Raw genomic sequence first — 16354 nt, forward strand, 5'->3', positions numbered from 1 at the left:
AAATCCTGATAAGAATCGTTAAAAGCCTTGAATTATATTCTGGGCTTTTTTTATGCCTGTATAATGAATATGGTAGGTCGTTTATCAAGGTCGATTTCGAGTTCACTCCATTCGTGTACTATTTTAGTCCTGATAAACTCTGATGGAAGGGTAATATCACATGCAATGCACAGTCTTGTATTCTTTTGGAGCGTTCTGATAAGTTCGGCAAGAAGTTTATTGTTTCGATAGGGTGTTTCCATAAAAATCTGCGTTTGTCCCGTTTCCCGTGACAATCGTTCCAGTTGTTTTATTTTTGTCCTACGTTCGGCTTTATCAATAGGTAGATAACCGTTGAAAGCAAAATTTTGACCGTTCATTCCACTGGACATCATCGCCATTAAGATGGAAGAGGGACCCACCAGAGGCACCACTTGAATCCTTTTGTCATGGGCTACTTTGACTACATCGGCACCAGGGTCGGCAATTCCAGGACAGCCTGCTTCTGATAATAGACCGATATCCAATCCATGGATACAAGGGTCCAAATACGCTGGGATGTCGGCAGAATCCGTGTATTTGTTCAATGTTTGTATATGGAGACTTGGTTGGGGCTTGCTTGGACTTACCTTTTTGATAAAGTGTCGCGCCGATTTTTCATTTTCAACAATGTAATGGTCAATACTTTCAATGGTTCTTTTGATAGAAATAGGGAGCACTTCCAAAGGTGCATTGTCCCCAAGTGTTGTTGGAATCAAATAAACTTTTCCCGAAACCAGACTGGGCTTAGACTCTTCCATAAATTCAACTCAATTTTTTCGCAATGGCATCACAAGCTATTTCAATCATTTGGAATACATTTTCAAATCCATCTGCATCATCATGATAGGGGTCGGGCACTTCAACTATTCCCAAATCTACTTCCTCTAGCAGCAGTTTCACTTTTTGAGCCTGATTTTCACTGGTTGCTAAACGTACGACATTGGCATAGTTGCTTCTGTCCATGACATAAATGTGGTCAAACTCCAAAAAATCCAATGTTTCAAACTGGCGGCAGCGTTGATTGCTGATATCGAGACCATATTTTTGAGCCACTGCAACAGACCTTTCATCTGGAGGGTTTCCTACGTGGTACCCAGCAGTTCCTGCTGAATCAACAAAAAACTTTTTTTTATCCAATTTGGATTTTAGAATACCTTCGGCCAAAGGAGATCTGCAAATATTACCCAGACAGACCATCAAAATCTTGGCACTCATTCAACAAAAATATTAAGAAAACTTCTTGTTAAGGTCTTCGATATATTTTCTGAATTGTTTATCAGTTTCAGCGAGGTTGTCTACCGTTTTGCAGGCATGTAGGACAGTGGCGTGGTCCCGTTTGCCAATTTGTGACCCAATGCTGGCGAGAGAAGCTTTAGTAAATTTTTTGGCAAAAAACATGGCCAATTGCCGGGCCTGAACAATATGCCGTTTTCTGGTTTTTGACTGAAGTGTGGCCACGTCCATCTCGAAGTAATCCGAAACCACTTTTTGAATATAGTCTATGGACACTTCCCGTTTGGTGTTTTTTACAAATTTTTCGACCACCTGTTGAGCCAGTTCCAAGGTCACCTCCCTTTTGTTGAAAGAGGATTGCGCAATTAAAGAGATGATGGCTCCTTCCAGTTCCCGGATATTGGTTTTGATGTTCTTGGCTACATGATCTATGATTTCCTCCGGCATTTCAACACCGTCACGATACAGCTTGTTCTTTAAAATGGATACACGGGTTTCGTAATCAGGACTTTGTAGTTCAGCAGAAAGTCCCCACTTGAAGCGTGAGAGCAAGCGCTGCTCTATATCTTGCATGTCTACAGGTGCCTTGTCGGAAGTTAAGATTACCTGTTTGCCATTTTGGTGCAGATGATTGAAAATATGGAAGAACACGTCCTGTGTTCCCGATTTTCCAGAAAGGAACTGAACATCATCTATAATCAGCACGTCGATAAGCTGGTAAAAATGAATGAAATCATTACGAGTATTCTTTTTTACCGACTCAATGTATTGTTGTGTGAATTTTTCGGCAGAAATATAAAGCACCGTTTTTTCGGGGTACTTGTCTTTGATTTCTACGCCAATGGCATGGGCCAAATGGGTTTTTCCCAAACCGACTCCTCCAAAAACCAAGAGAGGATTAAAAGAGGTGCCCCCGGGTTTGTTGGCCACCGCCATACCTGCTGACCGTGCCAATCGGTTGGAATCTCCCTCCAAGAAATTCTCAAAATTATAATTTGGGTTTAATTGGGATTCAATTTTAATGTTACGGATACCAGGAATTACGAACGGATTTTTTAGCTCCGGACTTTTTGAGGTGATGGGCACATCGAGTTCTTGTGGACCCACTGCGGTTCTATTGCTACTGGGAATCTGTTCGGTAAAGGGTTCCTTGTTCCCATATTTGTTCTCCATTTTTATAATGTAGATGAGCTTTGCATTGTTTCCCAGCTCACGGGTAAGGGCCACTTTGAGCAATTTCACGTAGTGTTCTTCCAACCATTCATAAAAAAACTTGCTGGGAACCTGAATGCTCAGTGATTTGTCTGTTAACTTGATGGGCTTAATAGGTTCAAACCACGTCTTGAATGCCTGCGGTTGGATATTATCCTGGATAAAAGCCAAACAATTGTTCCATACGGAATTAGCAGTAACACTCATAAAAGTTTTTCCTTGTTTTGTTGGTTAGCTACAATGCTTTAGATAAAACATCTGGCGGTATCTAGATGCTCATTGGATGCGACAAATATGTGAACAAATCTTTTAAAAAAAAAAGAAATTGTCATTGAATTTTCTCTTTTTTTTTCGCATGTTACGTAAATATTAACCAAGCCTCTAAATATATAATTTTTCGCTTAAAATATGAGGTTAAATTCCTATTCTTTTCGTGTGCGCTACGGAGAAACCGACCAAATGGGGGTGGTGTATCATGGCAACTACGCACAGTATCTTGAAATGGGCCGCGTGGAGTGGCTTAGGGCTTTGGGTGTCACCTACCGCAGTATGGAGGAAAACGGAATCATGTTGCCTGTAATTTCACTACAAATCGATTACAAAAAATCTGCCAAGTACGACGATTTGATCACGGTTGAAACCACTTTGGCAAAGTTACCTATGGTAAAAATCGAGTTTGACTATAAAATCTTCAATGCATCCCAAGAACTATTGGCCAGCGCCAATACGGTTTTGGCTTTTGTTGATATGAAAACCAATAGACCTATCAAGTGCCCAAATTATATTTTGGACAAATTGGATTTTTGATCCGCACACTTTATCGATACATGTTGCATTTCCTCGAAAAGCTGATGCACCTTTTTACCCTCACTTGCCCTTACGGAAATTAAAAATTGACAGTCTAGGTCCATCTTTTGGGACACGAGGGTGATCCCTTTTTGTTTGATGGTTCGCATTATCCTGTCCATTTCTGCATAGCTAAATTGCAGATTAAAGTGGGACATGATGGTCTTTCGGATTATTTTGGCGTCTTCCAAAGCCATTTGTGTTGCGGTTCGATAAGCTTGAATTAGTCCTCCCACTCCCAGTTTGGTGCCGCCAAAAATTCGTGTTACAGTGACCAGGACGTTGGTTATATCATAAGATTGGATTTGCCCATAAATGGGCATACCAGCTGAATTTTTGGGCTCTCCATCATCATTGGCGCGGTACCATCGCTCCCTTTCCCCCAGTTGCCATGCGTAGCATACATGGTTTGCAGTATGGTGTCGCTTCCGAAGTTTTTCAACAATGGGTTTGACATCCTCCTCAGAGGTAATGGGAAAGGCTTGGGCATAGAATTTACTTTTTCGTTCTTTAAAAAGGATTTCCCCAGAAGGTGTTTTTAATGTGTGATATTCATCTTCTTGAACCATTAAAACAAAGCTACCATTATTATACTGAAAATGGCCAGAGCTATGCCGGCCCAGTTTTTTGGGATTAGTCTCTCCTTAAAAGCCAAAATGCCCAGAAGGGTAGAGCATAATACTATGGCAACATTATTTAGTGTAAAAATGGCGGCACTGTTCAACATGTCGGATTGCAGGGCGCGGATGAGAAAGTATATGGAAAAATAGTTGGGAATACCCAGGGCAATTCCTCCGAGGACATTTTTCAAATTTAGTTTTAACGGGGTTCGAATCGCTTTTATCCCGATAAATAGGATGCCAAATATAGCGGCAAAACCAAAAATCATTGAAGAAAAAATAGGAACTTCTTGGGCGGTCAAATGCCGTTCCTCAAAATATTTCATGCTGGTGTCAATAATTCCAGAACCAAAGAAAACCAGTAAGGGGAGAAGTAAATCCCGTTTCCTAATGGTTATAGCCTTGCTTTTAAGTGATACCAAATAAACGGCCACCAAAGCCAGAATAACCCCCAATATTTGAAGCAAGGATAATTTTTCGTTGTAAAGGACCACGCCAAAGACCACCGGAATGGCCAAGGACATTTTCGTGGCTACTGAAGCCACTGCGACACCTGCCACTTGAGCCGTTCTAGCCATCAAATTGAAAATGACAATGAACAGGATTCCCAAAGCGACCGGACCCCAGAACCAAGATGTATTCGCTAAAACTTCAACTTGTATTGATCCATCATATAAAAATAAGCCCACAATACATGCAACGAGGTAATTGACAATTATGGCATATAATGTCTGAACCTTGTATGTGTCGTATAGTTTAAAAACCACAAAAATGAGCGTGGAACTAAGAATGCTAAGTGTCAAATCTATCATCCAATAAAATAATCTAGTTGGGTTACTTCCTCCTCACCAACTTTCAGGTGCCAGGTTTTAATGCCAACTTCGATGGCAGCGTCTGTGTTTTCCAATGTATCATCCACAAAAAGTGTTTCAGCAGCGACTAGGTTATTTTTTTTTAGAACAAATTCGAATATTTCCCGGTCTGGTTTGCGCATACCGATTTCATGGGATAGATAAAACCCTTCAAAAACATTCTTAAATCGATTATACTGTTGTCTGCCCATTTGTTGCCTTACACATTCCATGTGCAGCGCATTAGTGTTGCTCAAAAGAAAGAGCCGATGTCGATTTTTTTCCGCTAAACCTTCCAGGAATCGCAGTCTGTGCTCTGGAAAATCCAACAATATTGAATTCCAGGCCTTTTTTAAGTCTTCCATGCCCGCTTTTGGGAAATGTACAGCCACTTGTTCAAGAAAAGCAGGTGTTTCCAGTTGTCCTTTTTCATACATTTTGAACAAGGAATCCAGTTCGGGGGTTACACGAGTGAATCCATACCTTTGCATGATTCTGGCTGTGGCGGTCTTGTCCAAGTTGATAAGAACATCACCAAAATCCAATATGATGTTCTTAATCATGGGTGTATATAAATAAGGTATCGGTCAAAATAGGGCTTGTCGATCTCAATTTTCCTGATATTTTAGGTGCGGCCAATCCTCTTTCAAAGTGCATGGCACCTTTAAAAATTCGAGCCTCGTCCCACAGCCCCTCACTGATGAAGGTTTGCAGGGTCTTGGAACCTCCTTCCAAAATCATGCTCGTGATGCCATATCGATAAAGTATTTTACAGATTTCTCTGGCCATTGGCTTTGAAAAATCGATAACCTCATAATCAATATTGTTGATATACTTGGACGCATCGGTAATTTGGGTCAGCACCAAAGTTTTTGTGGAACGGTCGAAAACATGAAAACTTGGAGGAATTCTCAAATTCCTATCTAAAATTATGCGGATAGGACTCTTTCCCGCCCAATCTCTCGTGGAAAGTTTTGGATTATCTTTTAAAACCGTTTCTGTTCCCACCAATATAGCTCGCTCTTCGCTCCGCCATTGGTGTACCCGTTGTTTGGAAAACCTATTGGAAATCCAAAACGGTTCAGGTATGGACACTCTTTGGTCGCTTTCCACAGCAATGAAACCATCTTGGGTCTCCGCCCATTTTAAAATAATGTACGGCCGCTTTTTTTCGTGATAACAAAGGAAGCGCTTATGATGCTGACGGCAGGCATGGACCAGTACACCAACAGTTACATCACATCCAGCTTCTTTCAGTCTTTTGATTCCTTTTCCGGCCACTTTTTCATGTGGGTCCTCAATACCAATGACCACTCTAGGTATTTTATGTTTTATTAATAAGTCTGAACAGGGAGGTGTTTTTCCGTGGTGCGAACAGGGTTCCAAAGAAACATACAGCGTTGATTTTAAGAGCAAGGACTTGTTTTTCACTGCGTTGATGGCATTTACCTCTGCATGTAGCCCACCATATGGGCTTGTGAAACCTTCTCCTATAATCTTTTCATCACACACAATAACACAACCAACCATAGGATTGGGAGCTGTGGTTCCAAGCCCTTTTTTGCCCAGTTCCAAGCATCGGAGGATGTATTTTTGGTGTATCTTCACCTAACAAAAATAGGACAATAAATTGCAATACGATGGATGTGATTATTCGCGAAATCACCCCCAAAGACAATGCCCAGGTAGCCCAGGTAGTGCGGAAAGTTTTAGAGGAACTCGGAGTTCCAAAAGTTGGAACGGCCTATGCTGATAAAGCCTTGGACGACATGTACGGCACTTACAACATCCCCAAAGCAGTTTACTACGTGGTAGAATTGGAAGGAAAAATTGTGGGTTGTGCAGGTGTTGCCCAGCTAGAAAATTATGAAGGCAATGTATGCGAACTTCAAAAGATGTATTTTTTGGGGGAAGCCAGGGGTAAAGGTATCGGGAACAGAATGATCAAGATTTGTTTGGACAAAGCCAAGGAATTTGGTTTCGAACAATGCTATTTGGAAACCATGCCCTACATGAAAGCGGCCCAAAAACTGTATCAAAACAACGGCTTCGAGTACATAGATGCCCCTATGGGGAATACGGGGCACTACTCCTGCCCGGTTTGGATGCTTAAACAATTATGATATGCTCTTAAAGGATATCAAGGACATTTTCCATAAAGAGTTGCACAGGCTGTATCCGAAAGAAGAAGTGGATTCCTTTTTTTACCAAAGTATCGAACATTTTTTAGGTCTAGAGCGCTTTGTACTGGTACTCCAACCTGAGATGGTCCTTACCAAGAAAGAAGAACAACCACTTTTTGAAACCGTGGCCCACCTAAAATTGGAAAAGCCCCTACAATATATTTTGGGGAAAGCCCATTTTATGGACTTGGAGTTTGTGGTGAACGAACATGTGCTAATTCCAAGACCCGAAACTGAAGAATTAGTGCAATGGATTCTTAGTGATTGTCAGGTCGAGCGCAGCCAAGACCTCAATATATTGGACATTGGCACTGGAAGTGGGTGTATTGCTATTGCTTTGGCCAAGTATTTGTCAGGTGCAAACGTTGTTGCCATGGATATCTCTGAGAAGGCGCTGGAAGTCGCACAAGAAAATGCCCGAAACAACAAAGTGGATGTATCATTCATCAAAGAAAATGTGTTGGACCCTGAACTAGTGCTTGAACCTAAATTTGACATCATCGTTTCCAATCCACCTTATGTCCGCGAGAACGAAAAGCAACAAATGAAAAACAATGTCAAAGCGTTTGAACCCCATGTTGCCCTTTTTGTATCGGACTATGACCCATTAAAATTTTATAAAAGCATTGTTCGCTTGACAGAGAAATCCTTGCGAAAGGGGGGTGAACTATATTTTGAAGTCAATCAATACCTAAGCCAGGAAACATGGGATCTTTTGAAAGCTCATAATTTTTCGGAAATTGAGTTGCGAAAAGATATTTTTGGTAACGACAGAATGCTTAAAGCAGTTAAAAAATGACGACCGTTGAAAAAAAAATAGCCTCCCTCCGGGAAGAGCTCCGGGAACATAATTATAAGTACTATGTGCTAGATCAGCCCACCATATCCGATTATGAGTTTGACATGAAGCTGGAAGAACTCCAAAAATTAGAGGCTGACCATCCAGAGTTTTATGATGAGGCATCGCCAACAATCCGTGTTGGCGGCGAGGTTACCAAAAACTTTGAGACTGTAGCGCACGAGCATCGCATGTATTCATTGGATAATTCCTACTCAAAACAAGATTTGGAAGATTGGGAAAAACGTATTCAACGCATTTTGGGCGATGTGAATGTGGAGTTTACTTGCGAGTTGAAGTATGATGGGGCCTCCATTAGTCTAACCTATGAAGAGGGAAAATTGGTGCGGGCCGTAACCCGGGGCGATGGTTTTCAAGGGGATGACGTTACCGCAAATATAAAAACCATAAAATCTGTACCCTTGCAATTGAAAGGGAATTATCCTCCCAAATTCGACATTCGCGGTGAAATTATTCTCACTCTGGAAGGTTTTGCCAAAATGAACCAAGACCGGATTGAAGCAGGGGAGGATCCCTATATGAATCCTAGAAATACGGCTTCTGGAAGTTTAAAGCTACAAGATAGCGCCTTGGTGGCCCAGCGTCCCTTAGAATGTCTTTTATATAGCATTGTGGGAAACGGTTTGGAAATTTCTTCCCAGTTCGAAGTACTCGAAAAAGCACGTTCCTGGGGATTTAAGGTACCTACTGTTGCCAAATTGTGCAAAACCACCGAGGAGGTAATGCAGTTTGCCGATTACTGGGAAATAAAACGACATGATCTCCCTTATGAAACGGATGGTGTGGTGGTCAAGGTGAACAACATACAGCAGCAAGAGGAGTTGGGATACACTGCCAAGTCTCCTAGGTGGGCCATGGCCTACAAGTTTAAGGCCGAGCAGGTTTCCACCCTTTTAAATGAAATAACCTATCAAGTGGGCCGCACCGGCGCCATAACCCCTGTTGCAAATCTGGAGCCGGTATTGTTGGCAGGAACCACCGTAAAACGGGCCTCTTTGCACAACGCCGATCAGATCGCCAAACTTGATGTAAGGGTAGGGGATACAGTTTTTGTTGAAAAAGGAGGGGAAATCATTCCCAAAATCATCGCTGTTGATTTCACGAAACGGTCTCTAGACTCCAAGCCCACAAGATATATCGAAAATTGCCCCGAATGCGGTACCGAACTGATTCGAAAGACAGGGGAAGCCCAGCACTTTTGTCCCAATGATACTGGCTGCCCACCCCAGATTACCGGTCGAATACAACATTTTATTTCCAGAAAGGCCATGGATATAGAGGGTATGGGCAGCGAAACGGTAGAGCTGTTGTTCAAGGAGGGATTGATATCCAACTATGCGGATTTGTATACATTGACCAAGGAACGGGTCGTTCCTTTGGAACGTATGGCGGAGAAATCGGCAGAAAATTTGGTCAATGGCGTAGCGGCTTCCAAATCCATCCCCTTCGAACGGGTATTATTTGCCTTGGGCATTCGGTATGTGGGAGAGACTGTGGCCAAAAAACTGGCCAAGGCCTATAAAAATATTGATGCCCTGATGGCGGCTACACACGAGGAACTTGTCGCCGTGGATGAAATAGGGGATAGGATTGCTGATAGTGTCGTCAATTTTTTCTCAGAACCTTCCAATGTGGAACTGGTGGAGCGCTTAAAAACTTACGGGCTACAATTTTCTTTGTCGGAAGCGCAATTGGAAAACCAAACCGATACGTTGAAGGGCCAGACCTTTGTGGTTTCAGGTGTCTTTGAATCCATCAGTCGAAACGAACTCAAGAAACGAATTGAGGACAATGGAGGTAAGGTAGCTTCTTCAGTTTCTTCAAAAACCACATTTTTAGTGGCCGGCGATAACATGGGACCCAGCAAAAGAACCAAGGCTGAGCACTTGGGGGTACCAATTATATCCGAGGAAGAATTTCTAAAAATGTTATAATTTTAAAAAGTATGGATTTTCTCGGCGAATATGACAAGATAGTAACGTATATCATGATTGGTTTTGCGATACTTTACGTTGCCATTGAGGTAATACTTAATGTGAACGAAGCGAAAGGGGACACATCAAACATCATCCTGCTAAAAGCAGCACAGAAGAAGCTTTTCTTTATTCCCTTTGCCCTGGGAGCCATCTTGGCACATTTGTTTTTGGGTACTGAAGATCCAAACTATCGTATGTCCGATTCGATGAATCCCGTACTTATCCTTTTTGGTGTGGCACTTTTGAGTATTGGCATTGCCTTTCTCTTGCGGCTCAATAAAAAAATTCCCATATGGGTATTGAGCATTCTATTGGGTCTGGGACTTTTGTACGGACACCTTTTCTGGTCAATGAATTATATGGAAGCGTTATGATACATTTAAATATTAAAAAGAATCAGAAGGCGATTAAAATTGCCAAAATTGTAATTGCCTCCATTTTGGGGTTAATGATTTTGGCCGATATTATTTTGGTCAAATTGGGTATGTCCAATGACGAAGTTCCGACTTTCAGTAAGGTCATTAAGCAAAACCGAACCAGTTTAATCTGGTTGAACTTTTTATTGGGTGGTCTTGTATCCAAAATATTTTATAACAGGATAGTTTACGTAAAACGCACAGAAATTTCGGGAGTTTTTGCTTTTATGACCGTAATTTTGGTCTTGTGGGTATTGGGTCAATTTCTTCCCAATAAATTGGACAATATGGTACATTTTGCCGTTATGTTGGGGGGTGGTATAATGGCCCGTTTTGCGTGGCCCCAATTTGTGGTAAGTGAATCAACCAAGTAGCTTTTCAGATTTTCAAGAAACATTGGAAGCGGCCAAGCCTTCCCTGGATTGGCCCTTGCCGTTACAAGCTTTGTGGTGGGATGCCAAAGGAGACTGGAATGCTTCCCACGACATGGCCCAAGAACTCCATACGCCCATGGGTAGCAGGATTCACGCTTATTTACATCGAAAGGAAGGTGATCAATGGAACGCAGATTACTGGTATCGCAGGGCGGGAAAAACATTTCTAAAATACGATCTCAATCAAGAATTCAGGGAGTTGGTTGAAGCGAATCTTTAGGGGCAGAATTTTTTTATGGGAAAACTGTTTTGCGGGGAGCATTCGATACTATTGTTTAAAGTATTCTTTTTTGTAAAACTGTCCCAATTCAGGAGTCATCACTAGAATTTCTGGCTTATCCTTGCGAAGTCCCACGGTCCAATCATCAAAAATCTCCCAGGCTTCGGTTACAAAGACCGGTGTTCCATATTCTTCAATCAATTTTTTTCGCAATCGATCCTCTTCGCCCTTACCGGTCAAAATCCAAACCACATTGAGTTTATCGTCACCAAAACGCGCCTCAATTTTGCGAGGAAAACCAGCATAGCGTATCCCATAACAATCGAGTTGCAACTGTGCATTGGGGTCAGAACCGTCCAATTCCATTTCATGAACAAAACTGCTTTCTGCCTCTAAAATGGGCCGTAACTTTTCCAAACCATCACCCATTCGAATAAAATCTGGAATCTTTGCGGACCAATCGTTACCAGATTCTTCGGTTATTGCTTCATTCAAATACGGATTTTCCCATGCAAAAAGATTGGGATGCGCAGATTCATCGGTAAGCATCCAAACAACGTCTTTCTCGACATCCGCAAAAATCCGTTGCTTGAAAAGTGCTTTGTAGTGCATGAAAGGCTGCATGGAATCCATTTTGGATTTTAGCAAAACTTCGATGGCATTTCCATGGGCTTCAATATATTGCAACTTGTCGTCCGCAAAGGTAAAAATAGCCTTGCCCAAGGTGCCACCATCAGTTTTTAGATTTGTTACCAAAAGATGGCTTTCAGAGTTCTTTGCCAAAGGAAAAGTGGGTGAGGTTTTGATTATAACCTCGTGTGATAGCGCTTGATTCTGAACTTTTCCTTTTATGACTGCCAGAGACTCATAAAAGTAAACTCCTTTAAGTAGGGTCTCATTCTGGGAGAAAGTGACTTGGACAATCATTAGTGCAATAGCAAGCAGTACTATTGGTTTGAAAATTTTGGACATGTCTTTAGGATTGATGTTTTGCCTAAAGAGTGCCCTTCTGAAGAATTGTTACAGTTTCTTAAACTGAAATGCTTACTCCTTTTACCGATGTTTCCTTCCCAGAGTCAAAATAAAAATCAATCCGACCCAGATTGATGCCGTAGGCTCCTACTTGATTTACCAATACGGATTCCCCATTTTTATTGGTTCTAACATCAGGCTTTTCTAAGAAAGTATGCGTGTGCCCTCCAATAATCAGGTGTGTGTGATAGGTTCTTTGAGCCAAAAGTATATCGCATGGGCGATTGGGATTTTCATAGGCATAGCCCAAATGGGAAAGACAGATTATTAAATCGCATTGTTCTTCCTCTTTGAGTTTTTTTTCCATATCCAAAGCGATTTCAAAAGGATCTAGATACTCAGTCTCTTTATAAAGACGCTTTAGTACTAAACCGTCCAGTCCTATTCCAATTCCGTAAACACCTACTTGAATGCCATCCAAAAGATAAGTCTTGTATGGTTTTACATAACCATCCATCACTGTGTTGGAAAAATTGTAATTGGCTGAAATCAATTCAAATGAAGCATGGGGCACTTGGGCCAACAGTCCCTCAACACCATTGTCAAAATCATGGTTGCCAATTGTAGCGGCATCGTAGCGGAGTTTGCTCATCAGTTTAAACTCCAATTCGCCCCCATAAAAATTGAAATAGGGTGTCCCTTGGAAAATATCACCGGCATCAAAAAGTAACGTATTGGGATTTTCGTCGCGTATCTTATCCACCAAAGTGGCCCTGCGGGCCACGCCCCCCAAATTGGGATACTGGGAATGCGAAATGGGAAAGGGGTCAATGTGGCTATGCACATCGTTGGTATGCAAAATGGTGATGTGTTTTCGCCCTAATCCAGTGCATGAACTGAGACCAATTCCGCCCAAACTGATCAATGTGCCAGCAGCTGTCGTATGGGTTAAAAAATCCCTTCTTTTCATTTGTCCAATTGTATAAATCTGCTATCCACGCGAGCGACCAATGTATCGACTTTTCTAAAATGGTCAATAATGGCATTTCGCAATAAGTAACGAGTGTCGGTTATGGAAACCATTTCATCAAAAAATCCAATACTCGGACCGCCATTGACCAAATAGTCAGAAGTCGCCACAAAATAATTCCTGTTCTCATCAAAAGGGCTCCCGTTTATGGTAACGGATTCCAATTTGCCATTTTTGCCCAAAACAATTTGTATGCCGGCAATTGGATGTGGTCTAGGAGCTTCGGCCAGAAAAGTAAACAACTGTCTTGCGGCAGCTCCATCGAGTTCCACTACGGCAATGTAGTTCTCAAAGGGCATTACCTCGTAAGCATTTCGGGCGTTCACGTTTCCTGCCGAGATAATGGAACGGATTCCACCTCGGTTAAGTACCACAAAATCCAAATTCTTACCGGTTTGTTTTTGAAAGAGCGGTGCGGTTTCCTCAAGGACAATATCCGCCATCAGGTTGCCCATTGAGGTATTTCTTGCTCCGTCGTCCAATAACAGAGGTAGAGGTGCATGTGCCAGAGTGCTGTCCAGAACTTCATCAATTCGAACGCGGTACGGTTTCACAAAAATGTCCAGGGAATCAACCGCTGTGATGGTCGAATCAATTTGAATTTGTGCTCCGTGTATGGTTTTTAAGTGTTTTTTTTCCGATGTACAGGAAATGAAAAAACAAAAAGTTAAGAATATAACAATTTGTTTTAATTTTAAATCATTCACACGCTTATCTTTGTTCAAGTAGTCTTGGTAGAATAATTACCTTTGTAAAAATGCACAAAAAATATGTTTTTCAAGGGGCTCCAAGATAAATTTAAGGTTAAATCGGGTCTTAAATACTTGCAGGAGGAAATGGACAGGCCGTCCATACCAGTTCAAAGAGAGAAAGGAATTACCAGTATAGGCTGTATTGTTGATGTTGACCATTTTCAGCAGGCGGAAGCTTTTTATGAGCTAATCGATGATTTTTCATTAAGGCCCAATGCCATAAAGATTATTGGTTACAAAAGGGAATATGATAAAAATTCACCTTATGCGATACAAATGTTTTCGGATAAGGACCTAGGCTGGAAGGGAGAAATAGAGAATGGGTATGTATTGGAATTTTTGGGAAGGGAATATGACATGTTGATCAATTATTATGAAGATGACAATTTAATGATGAAGTTATTGTCCGTTAAAACCAACGCTCGAATCAAAGTTGGTTTGGGAGCCCAGGATTTAAAAATAAATGACTTGATCTTAAATACCTCTTTAAAGGATTTTGAGCTCTTTAAGAGCGAATTGAAAAAATATTTAAAAGTTTTAAACGAACTCTGATGGAACACTTGAAGGGAACCGGCGTCGCTTTGGTCACACCGTTTACAAAAGACCTTTCGATTGACGTGAAGGCACTGGAAAGTATTGTTGAACACTGTATTAATGGTGGTGTGGACTATTTGGTGATTTTGGGGACGACAGCCGAATCCGCTACCCTTTCTAAAGTGGAAAAGCAGCAAGTAATGGACACGGTGGTTCGTGCTAATGCGGGCAGGCTACCACTCGTATTGGGTGTTGGCGGAAACGATACCGCAAAAGTGATTGAAGATCTTCAAACGCTCAATCTTTCCTATTTTATGGCTGTTTTGTCGGTTTCACCATATTACAATAGACCTACACAAGAGGGAATATATCAACATTTTAAGGCTGTTGCCCAATCCTCGCCAAAGCCGATTGTTTTGTACAACGTACCATCAAGAACAGGAAGCAATATTTTGGCTGAAACCACCTTGCGTTTGGCACATGATTTTTCCAATATCATAGCCATTAAGGAAGCCTCTGGAGATATGGCGCAAATCGAAGGTATCATAAGGGACCGTCCCCAGGACTTCTTGGTTATTTCTGGTGATGATTTCACTGCACTTCCTACAGTTTTGGCCGGTGGTGATGGCGTTATATCCGTTTTGGGTCAAGGACTTCCCGAGCTTTTCTCCAAAATGATGGACCTAGGCATGGCAGGTGATTCGCAAAGTGCCTATGCAATCCATCATCAATTGCGGCCTTTGATGCAATTGATCTTTGAGGAGGGAAACCCTGCAGGCATCAAAAGCGTGTTGGAAAATGTAGCATTGGGAAGTGCTGTTGTGCGATTACCTTTGGTCGAAGCCTCCGCATCCTTAAAAAATAGGATAGGGACCTTTTTAAAAACCCTGAACCCCGCCCTCGCCTAAAAAGCGTTAAATCTTGCCCAAAAGCTTGGCAGTGACTTTTTTTTGCATTTACCTTTGACCGTGAAAACCTTTTTATATCCGTTCATTATCACTAATTTTGCAAAATGTTTTCGAAAATGAGGACCATATTCTCTTTGTTTCTGTTGTTTGTTTTCATGGTATCCTGTAGTGAGTATCAAAAGGTGCTCAAGAATGAGGATGTAAAGGCCAAATATGAATTGGCAGAAAAATTTTACGAAAAGGGAGATTTCAAGCGGGCCAACAGGCTTTACGAGCAGATTGCTCCTAAATATGTTGGAAAGCCTCAAGGTGAAAGGGTCATGTTCTTTTTTGCGGATAGTTATTTTAAGAACGAGGACTACTATCTTTCTGGATATCAGTTTGAAAGGTTTATAAAATCGTATCCGAAAAGCGACAAAATTCAAGAGGCCAGTTTTTTGGGAGCCAAAAGCTATTATGAACTATCCCCTGTATATTCCCTAGATCAGACCGATACGGACAAAGCCTTGGTGAAGTTGCAGAATTTCATTAACACCTACCCAGATTCAGAGTATTTTGAAGAGGCCAACAAAATGGCAAGGGAGCTTACGTCTAAAAAGGAGAAAAAACAATTGGAAATAGCAAAACAATTTGCCAAGTTGGGCGAATTCAACTTTCCGATATTGATATCGGCCATTACTGCCCTGGATAATTTTATCACAGATAATCCAGGTTCCATCTATCGAGAGGAGGCCTTGTATTACCGCGTAGAGGCCACCACGAATCTGGCCCTGAACAGTACACAGAATAAAAGGAAAGAACGTCTGGAGGATGCGTTAAGTTCGTACAATAATTTGATGCGTTATTTTCCAGAATCAGAGTTTAAGAAAAAAGCCGATAATCTGGCTGAAAAGATTCAAGAAGAGTTGGGCGTGTATGCCACCAACACCAAATAATAGTTTAAAGCAAGTATAAGTATATGCAAGATTTGAAAAACACCAAAGCTCCTGTATCCACGGTAACCCTTAACCGTAATGAGTTCGACGAAAAGACCGATAATATTTACGAAGCAATCTCCATAGCTTCTAAACGGGCCATACAAATCAACTCTGAAATAAAAAAGGAACTATTGGAGAAGTTGGAAGAATTTGCCACCTATAGTGACAGTCTTGAAGAGGTTTTTGAAAACAAGGAGCAAATTGAGGTATCCAAATTCTACGAAAAACTGCCCAAGCCCCATGCTTTGGCCATCCAAGAATGGCTCGAGGATAAAATCTATTACAGAAACACAGAGAAAGACGCCTAAGA

The 16354-nt window shown here is 41.5% G+C and carries 21 protein-coding genes; 11 read left to right on the forward strand and 10 right to left on the reverse strand.

All coding sequences use genetic code 11. The annotated features are described in order from the left end of the window. Positions 1-50: 50 nt before the first annotated feature. From GTQ34_RS02050 to dnaA, 3 genes are read right to left on the reverse strand one after another with little or no spacing between them, the layout of a single operon-like run. Complete coding sequence (locus GTQ34_RS02050) at positions 51-779, reverse strand: SAM-dependent methyltransferase (protein WP_166522094.1); 729 nt, start codon at positions 777-779, stop codon at positions 51-53. Positions 780-783: 4 nt separating this feature from the next. Continuing rightward, the gene (locus GTQ34_RS02055; RefSeq protein ID WP_166522095.1) at positions 784-1236 is read right to left on the reverse strand and encodes a low molecular weight protein-tyrosine-phosphatase; all 453 of its coding nucleotides are present in this window, start codon (positions 1234-1236) and stop codon (positions 784-786) included. Positions 1237-1248: 12 nt separating this feature from the next. Continuing rightward, positions 1249-2673: a chromosomal replication initiator protein DnaA gene (dnaA, locus tag GTQ34_RS02060; protein WP_166522096.1), complete on the reverse strand. Its 1425-nt coding sequence runs from the start codon at positions 2671-2673 to the stop codon at positions 1249-1251. 201 nt (positions 2674-2874) lie between these two features. Between dnaA and GTQ34_RS02065 the strand changes: the two genes are divergently transcribed. Next, on the forward strand, positions 2875-3273 hold the full coding sequence (locus GTQ34_RS02065; protein ID WP_166522097.1) for an acyl-CoA thioesterase: 399 nt from the start codon (positions 2875-2877) through the stop codon (positions 3271-3273). On the opposite strand, the gene GTQ34_RS02070 is transcribed toward GTQ34_RS02065, so the two are convergent. The 4 genes from GTQ34_RS02070 to ribD are packed head-to-tail and all read right to left on the reverse strand — an operon-like array spanning position 3246 to position 6391. Beyond that, a complete protein-coding gene (locus GTQ34_RS02070) occupies positions 3246-3881 on the reverse strand; it encodes an IMPACT family protein (RefSeq protein WP_166522098.1) in 636 nt (211 codons plus the stop codon). The two genes, GTQ34_RS02065 and GTQ34_RS02070, sit on opposite strands and share 28 nt — an antisense overlap. After that, on the reverse strand, positions 3881-4744 hold the full coding sequence (locus GTQ34_RS02075; protein WP_166522099.1) for an EamA family transporter: 864 nt from the start codon (positions 4742-4744) through the stop codon (positions 3881-3883). Before GTQ34_RS02075 ends, GTQ34_RS02070 begins: the two co-directional genes overlap by 1 nt. Continuing rightward, entirely contained in the window at positions 4741-5346 is a 606-nt protein-coding gene (locus GTQ34_RS02080; RefSeq protein WP_166522100.1) for an HAD family hydrolase, read from the reverse strand. The genes GTQ34_RS02075 and GTQ34_RS02080 overlap by 4 nt, the downstream gene beginning before the upstream one ends. After that, positions 5339-6391, reverse strand: a complete 1053-nt coding sequence (gene ribD, locus GTQ34_RS02085) for a bifunctional diaminohydroxyphosphoribosylaminopyrimidine deaminase/5-amino-6-(5-phosphoribosylamino)uracil reductase RibD (protein WP_166522101.1) — start codon at positions 6389-6391, stop codon at positions 5339-5341. Before ribD ends, GTQ34_RS02080 begins: the two co-directional genes overlap by 8 nt. Before the next feature lie 32 nt (positions 6392-6423). Here ribD and GTQ34_RS02090 point away from each other — a divergent pair, with 32 nt between their 5' ends. From GTQ34_RS02090 to GTQ34_RS02115, 6 genes are read left to right on the forward strand one after another with little or no spacing between them, the layout of a single operon-like run. Next, the gene (locus tag GTQ34_RS02090; RefSeq protein WP_166522102.1) at positions 6424-6906 is read left to right on the forward strand and encodes a GNAT family N-acetyltransferase; all 483 of its coding nucleotides are present in this window, start codon (positions 6424-6426) and stop codon (positions 6904-6906) included. Between the two features lies 1 nt (position 6907). Beyond that, entirely contained in the window at positions 6908-7765 is an 858-nt protein-coding gene (prmC, locus tag GTQ34_RS02095) for a peptide chain release factor N(5)-glutamine methyltransferase (protein ID WP_166522103.1), read from the forward strand. Beyond that, a complete protein-coding gene (gene ligA / locus GTQ34_RS02100; RefSeq protein WP_166522104.1) occupies positions 7762-9759 on the forward strand; it encodes an NAD-dependent DNA ligase LigA in 1998 nt (665 codons plus the stop codon). Before prmC ends, ligA begins: the two co-directional genes overlap by 4 nt. Positions 9760-9770: 11 nt before the next feature. After that, positions 9771-10175 (forward strand): hypothetical protein, encoded by a 405-nt coding sequence (locus GTQ34_RS02105; protein ID WP_166522105.1) that lies wholly within the window; start codon positions 9771-9773, stop codon positions 10173-10175. Further along, complete coding sequence (locus GTQ34_RS02110) at positions 10172-10591, forward strand: hypothetical protein (RefSeq protein ID WP_166522106.1); 420 nt, start codon at positions 10172-10174, stop codon at positions 10589-10591. Before GTQ34_RS02105 ends, GTQ34_RS02110 begins: the two co-directional genes overlap by 4 nt. After that, complete coding sequence (locus GTQ34_RS02115) at positions 10575-10871, forward strand: hypothetical protein (protein WP_166522107.1); 297 nt, start codon at positions 10575-10577, stop codon at positions 10869-10871. Before GTQ34_RS02110 ends, GTQ34_RS02115 begins: the two co-directional genes overlap by 17 nt. Before the next feature lie 48 nt (positions 10872-10919). On the opposite strand, the gene GTQ34_RS02120 is transcribed toward GTQ34_RS02115, so the two are convergent. The 3 genes from GTQ34_RS02120 to GTQ34_RS02130 are packed head-to-tail and all read right to left on the reverse strand — an operon-like array spanning position 10920 to position 13598. Next, the gene (locus tag GTQ34_RS02120) at positions 10920-11843 is read right to left on the reverse strand and encodes a hypothetical protein (RefSeq protein WP_166522108.1); all 924 of its coding nucleotides are present in this window, start codon (positions 11841-11843) and stop codon (positions 10920-10922) included. Positions 11844-11901: 58 nt separating this feature from the next. Continuing rightward, entirely contained in the window at positions 11902-12813 is a 912-nt protein-coding gene (locus GTQ34_RS02125; protein ID WP_166522109.1) for a bifunctional metallophosphatase/5'-nucleotidase, read from the reverse strand. Then, positions 12810-13598: a 5'-nucleotidase C-terminal domain-containing protein gene (locus GTQ34_RS02130; protein ID WP_208103809.1), complete on the reverse strand. Its 789-nt coding sequence runs from the start codon at positions 13596-13598 to the stop codon at positions 12810-12812. The genes GTQ34_RS02125 and GTQ34_RS02130 overlap by 4 nt, the downstream gene beginning before the upstream one ends. Before the next feature lie 45 nt (positions 13599-13643). On the opposite strand from GTQ34_RS02130, the gene GTQ34_RS02135 reads away from it, so the two are divergent. The 4 genes from GTQ34_RS02135 to GTQ34_RS02150 all read left to right on the forward strand — a co-directional run bounded on the left by GTQ34_RS02135 (position 13644) and on the right by GTQ34_RS02150 (position 16352). Next, positions 13644-14177: a DUF6913 domain-containing protein gene (locus GTQ34_RS02135; protein WP_166522110.1), complete on the forward strand. Its 534-nt coding sequence runs from the start codon at positions 13644-13646 to the stop codon at positions 14175-14177. After that, complete coding sequence (gene dapA / locus GTQ34_RS02140; protein WP_166522111.1) at positions 14177-15067, forward strand: 4-hydroxy-tetrahydrodipicolinate synthase; 891 nt, start codon at positions 14177-14179, stop codon at positions 15065-15067. Before GTQ34_RS02135 ends, dapA begins: the two co-directional genes overlap by 1 nt. Positions 15068-15171: 104 nt before the next feature. Further along, the gene (locus GTQ34_RS02145; protein WP_166522112.1) at positions 15172-16002 is read left to right on the forward strand and encodes an outer membrane protein assembly factor BamD; all 831 of its coding nucleotides are present in this window, start codon (positions 15172-15174) and stop codon (positions 16000-16002) included. A 23-nt stretch (positions 16003-16025) separates the two neighbouring features. Beyond that, a complete protein-coding gene (locus GTQ34_RS02150) occupies positions 16026-16352 on the forward strand; it encodes a DNA-directed RNA polymerase subunit omega (protein ID WP_166522113.1) in 327 nt (108 codons plus the stop codon). Positions 16353-16354 lie beyond the last annotated feature (2 nt).

Source organism: Flagellimonas ochracea (genome assembly GCF_009903685.1).
GTDB classification, from domain to species: Bacteria; Bacteroidota; Bacteroidia; order Flavobacteriales; family Flavobacteriaceae; genus Flagellimonas; species Flagellimonas ochracea.

Excerpts from the sequence above, each read along its gene's own strand:
- GTQ34_RS02050 (WP_166522094.1), bottom strand. The coding sequence starts at position 779 with ATGGAAGAGTCTAAGCCCAGTCTGGTTTCGGGAAAAGTTTATTTGATT.
- dnaA (WP_166522096.1), bottom strand. The coding sequence starts at position 2,673 with ATGAGTGTTACTGCTAATTCCGTATGGAACAATTGTTTGGCTTTTATC.
- GTQ34_RS02145 (WP_166522112.1), top strand. The coding sequence starts at position 15,172 with ATGTTTTCGAAAATGAGGACCATATTCTCTTTGTTTCTGTTGTTTGTT.
- ligA (WP_166522104.1), top strand. The coding sequence starts at position 7,762 with ATGACGACCGTTGAAAAAAAAATAGCCTCCCTCCGGGAAGAGCTCCGG.
- GTQ34_RS02135 (WP_166522110.1), top strand. The coding sequence starts at position 13,644 with ATGTTTTTCAAGGGGCTCCAAGATAAATTTAAGGTTAAATCGGGTCTT.
- GTQ34_RS02055 (WP_166522095.1), bottom strand. The coding sequence starts at position 1,236 with ATGAGTGCCAAGATTTTGATGGTCTGTCTGGGTAATATTTGCAGATCT.
- GTQ34_RS02125 (WP_166522109.1), bottom strand. The coding sequence starts at position 12,813 with ATGAAAAGAAGGGATTTTTTAACCCATACGACAGCTGCTGGCACATTG.
- GTQ34_RS02120 (WP_166522108.1), bottom strand. The coding sequence starts at position 11,843 with ATGTCCAAAATTTTCAAACCAATAGTACTGCTTGCTATTGCACTAATG.
- GTQ34_RS02110 (WP_166522106.1), top strand. The coding sequence starts at position 10,172 with ATGATACATTTAAATATTAAAAAGAATCAGAAGGCGATTAAAATTGCC.
- prmC (WP_166522103.1), top strand. The coding sequence starts at position 6,908 with ATGCTCTTAAAGGATATCAAGGACATTTTCCATAAAGAGTTGCACAGG.
- GTQ34_RS02070 (WP_166522098.1), bottom strand. The coding sequence starts at position 3,881 with ATGGTTCAAGAAGATGAATATCACACATTAAAAACACCTTCTGGGGAA.
- GTQ34_RS02150 (WP_166522113.1), top strand. The coding sequence starts at position 16,026 with ATGCAAGATTTGAAAAACACCAAAGCTCCTGTATCCACGGTAACCCTT.
- GTQ34_RS02090 (WP_166522102.1), top strand. The coding sequence starts at position 6,424 with ATGGATGTGATTATTCGCGAAATCACCCCCAAAGACAATGCCCAGGTA.
- GTQ34_RS02065 (WP_166522097.1), top strand. The coding sequence starts at position 2,875 with ATGAGGTTAAATTCCTATTCTTTTCGTGTGCGCTACGGAGAAACCGAC.
- GTQ34_RS02105 (WP_166522105.1), top strand. The coding sequence starts at position 9,771 with ATGGATTTTCTCGGCGAATATGACAAGATAGTAACGTATATCATGATT.
- GTQ34_RS02080 (WP_166522100.1), bottom strand. The coding sequence starts at position 5,346 with ATGATTAAGAACATCATATTGGATTTTGGTGATGTTCTTATCAACTTG.
- dapA (WP_166522111.1), top strand. The coding sequence starts at position 14,177 with ATGGAACACTTGAAGGGAACCGGCGTCGCTTTGGTCACACCGTTTACA.
- GTQ34_RS02075 (WP_166522099.1), bottom strand. The coding sequence starts at position 4,744 with ATGATAGATTTGACACTTAGCATTCTTAGTTCCACGCTCATTTTTGTG.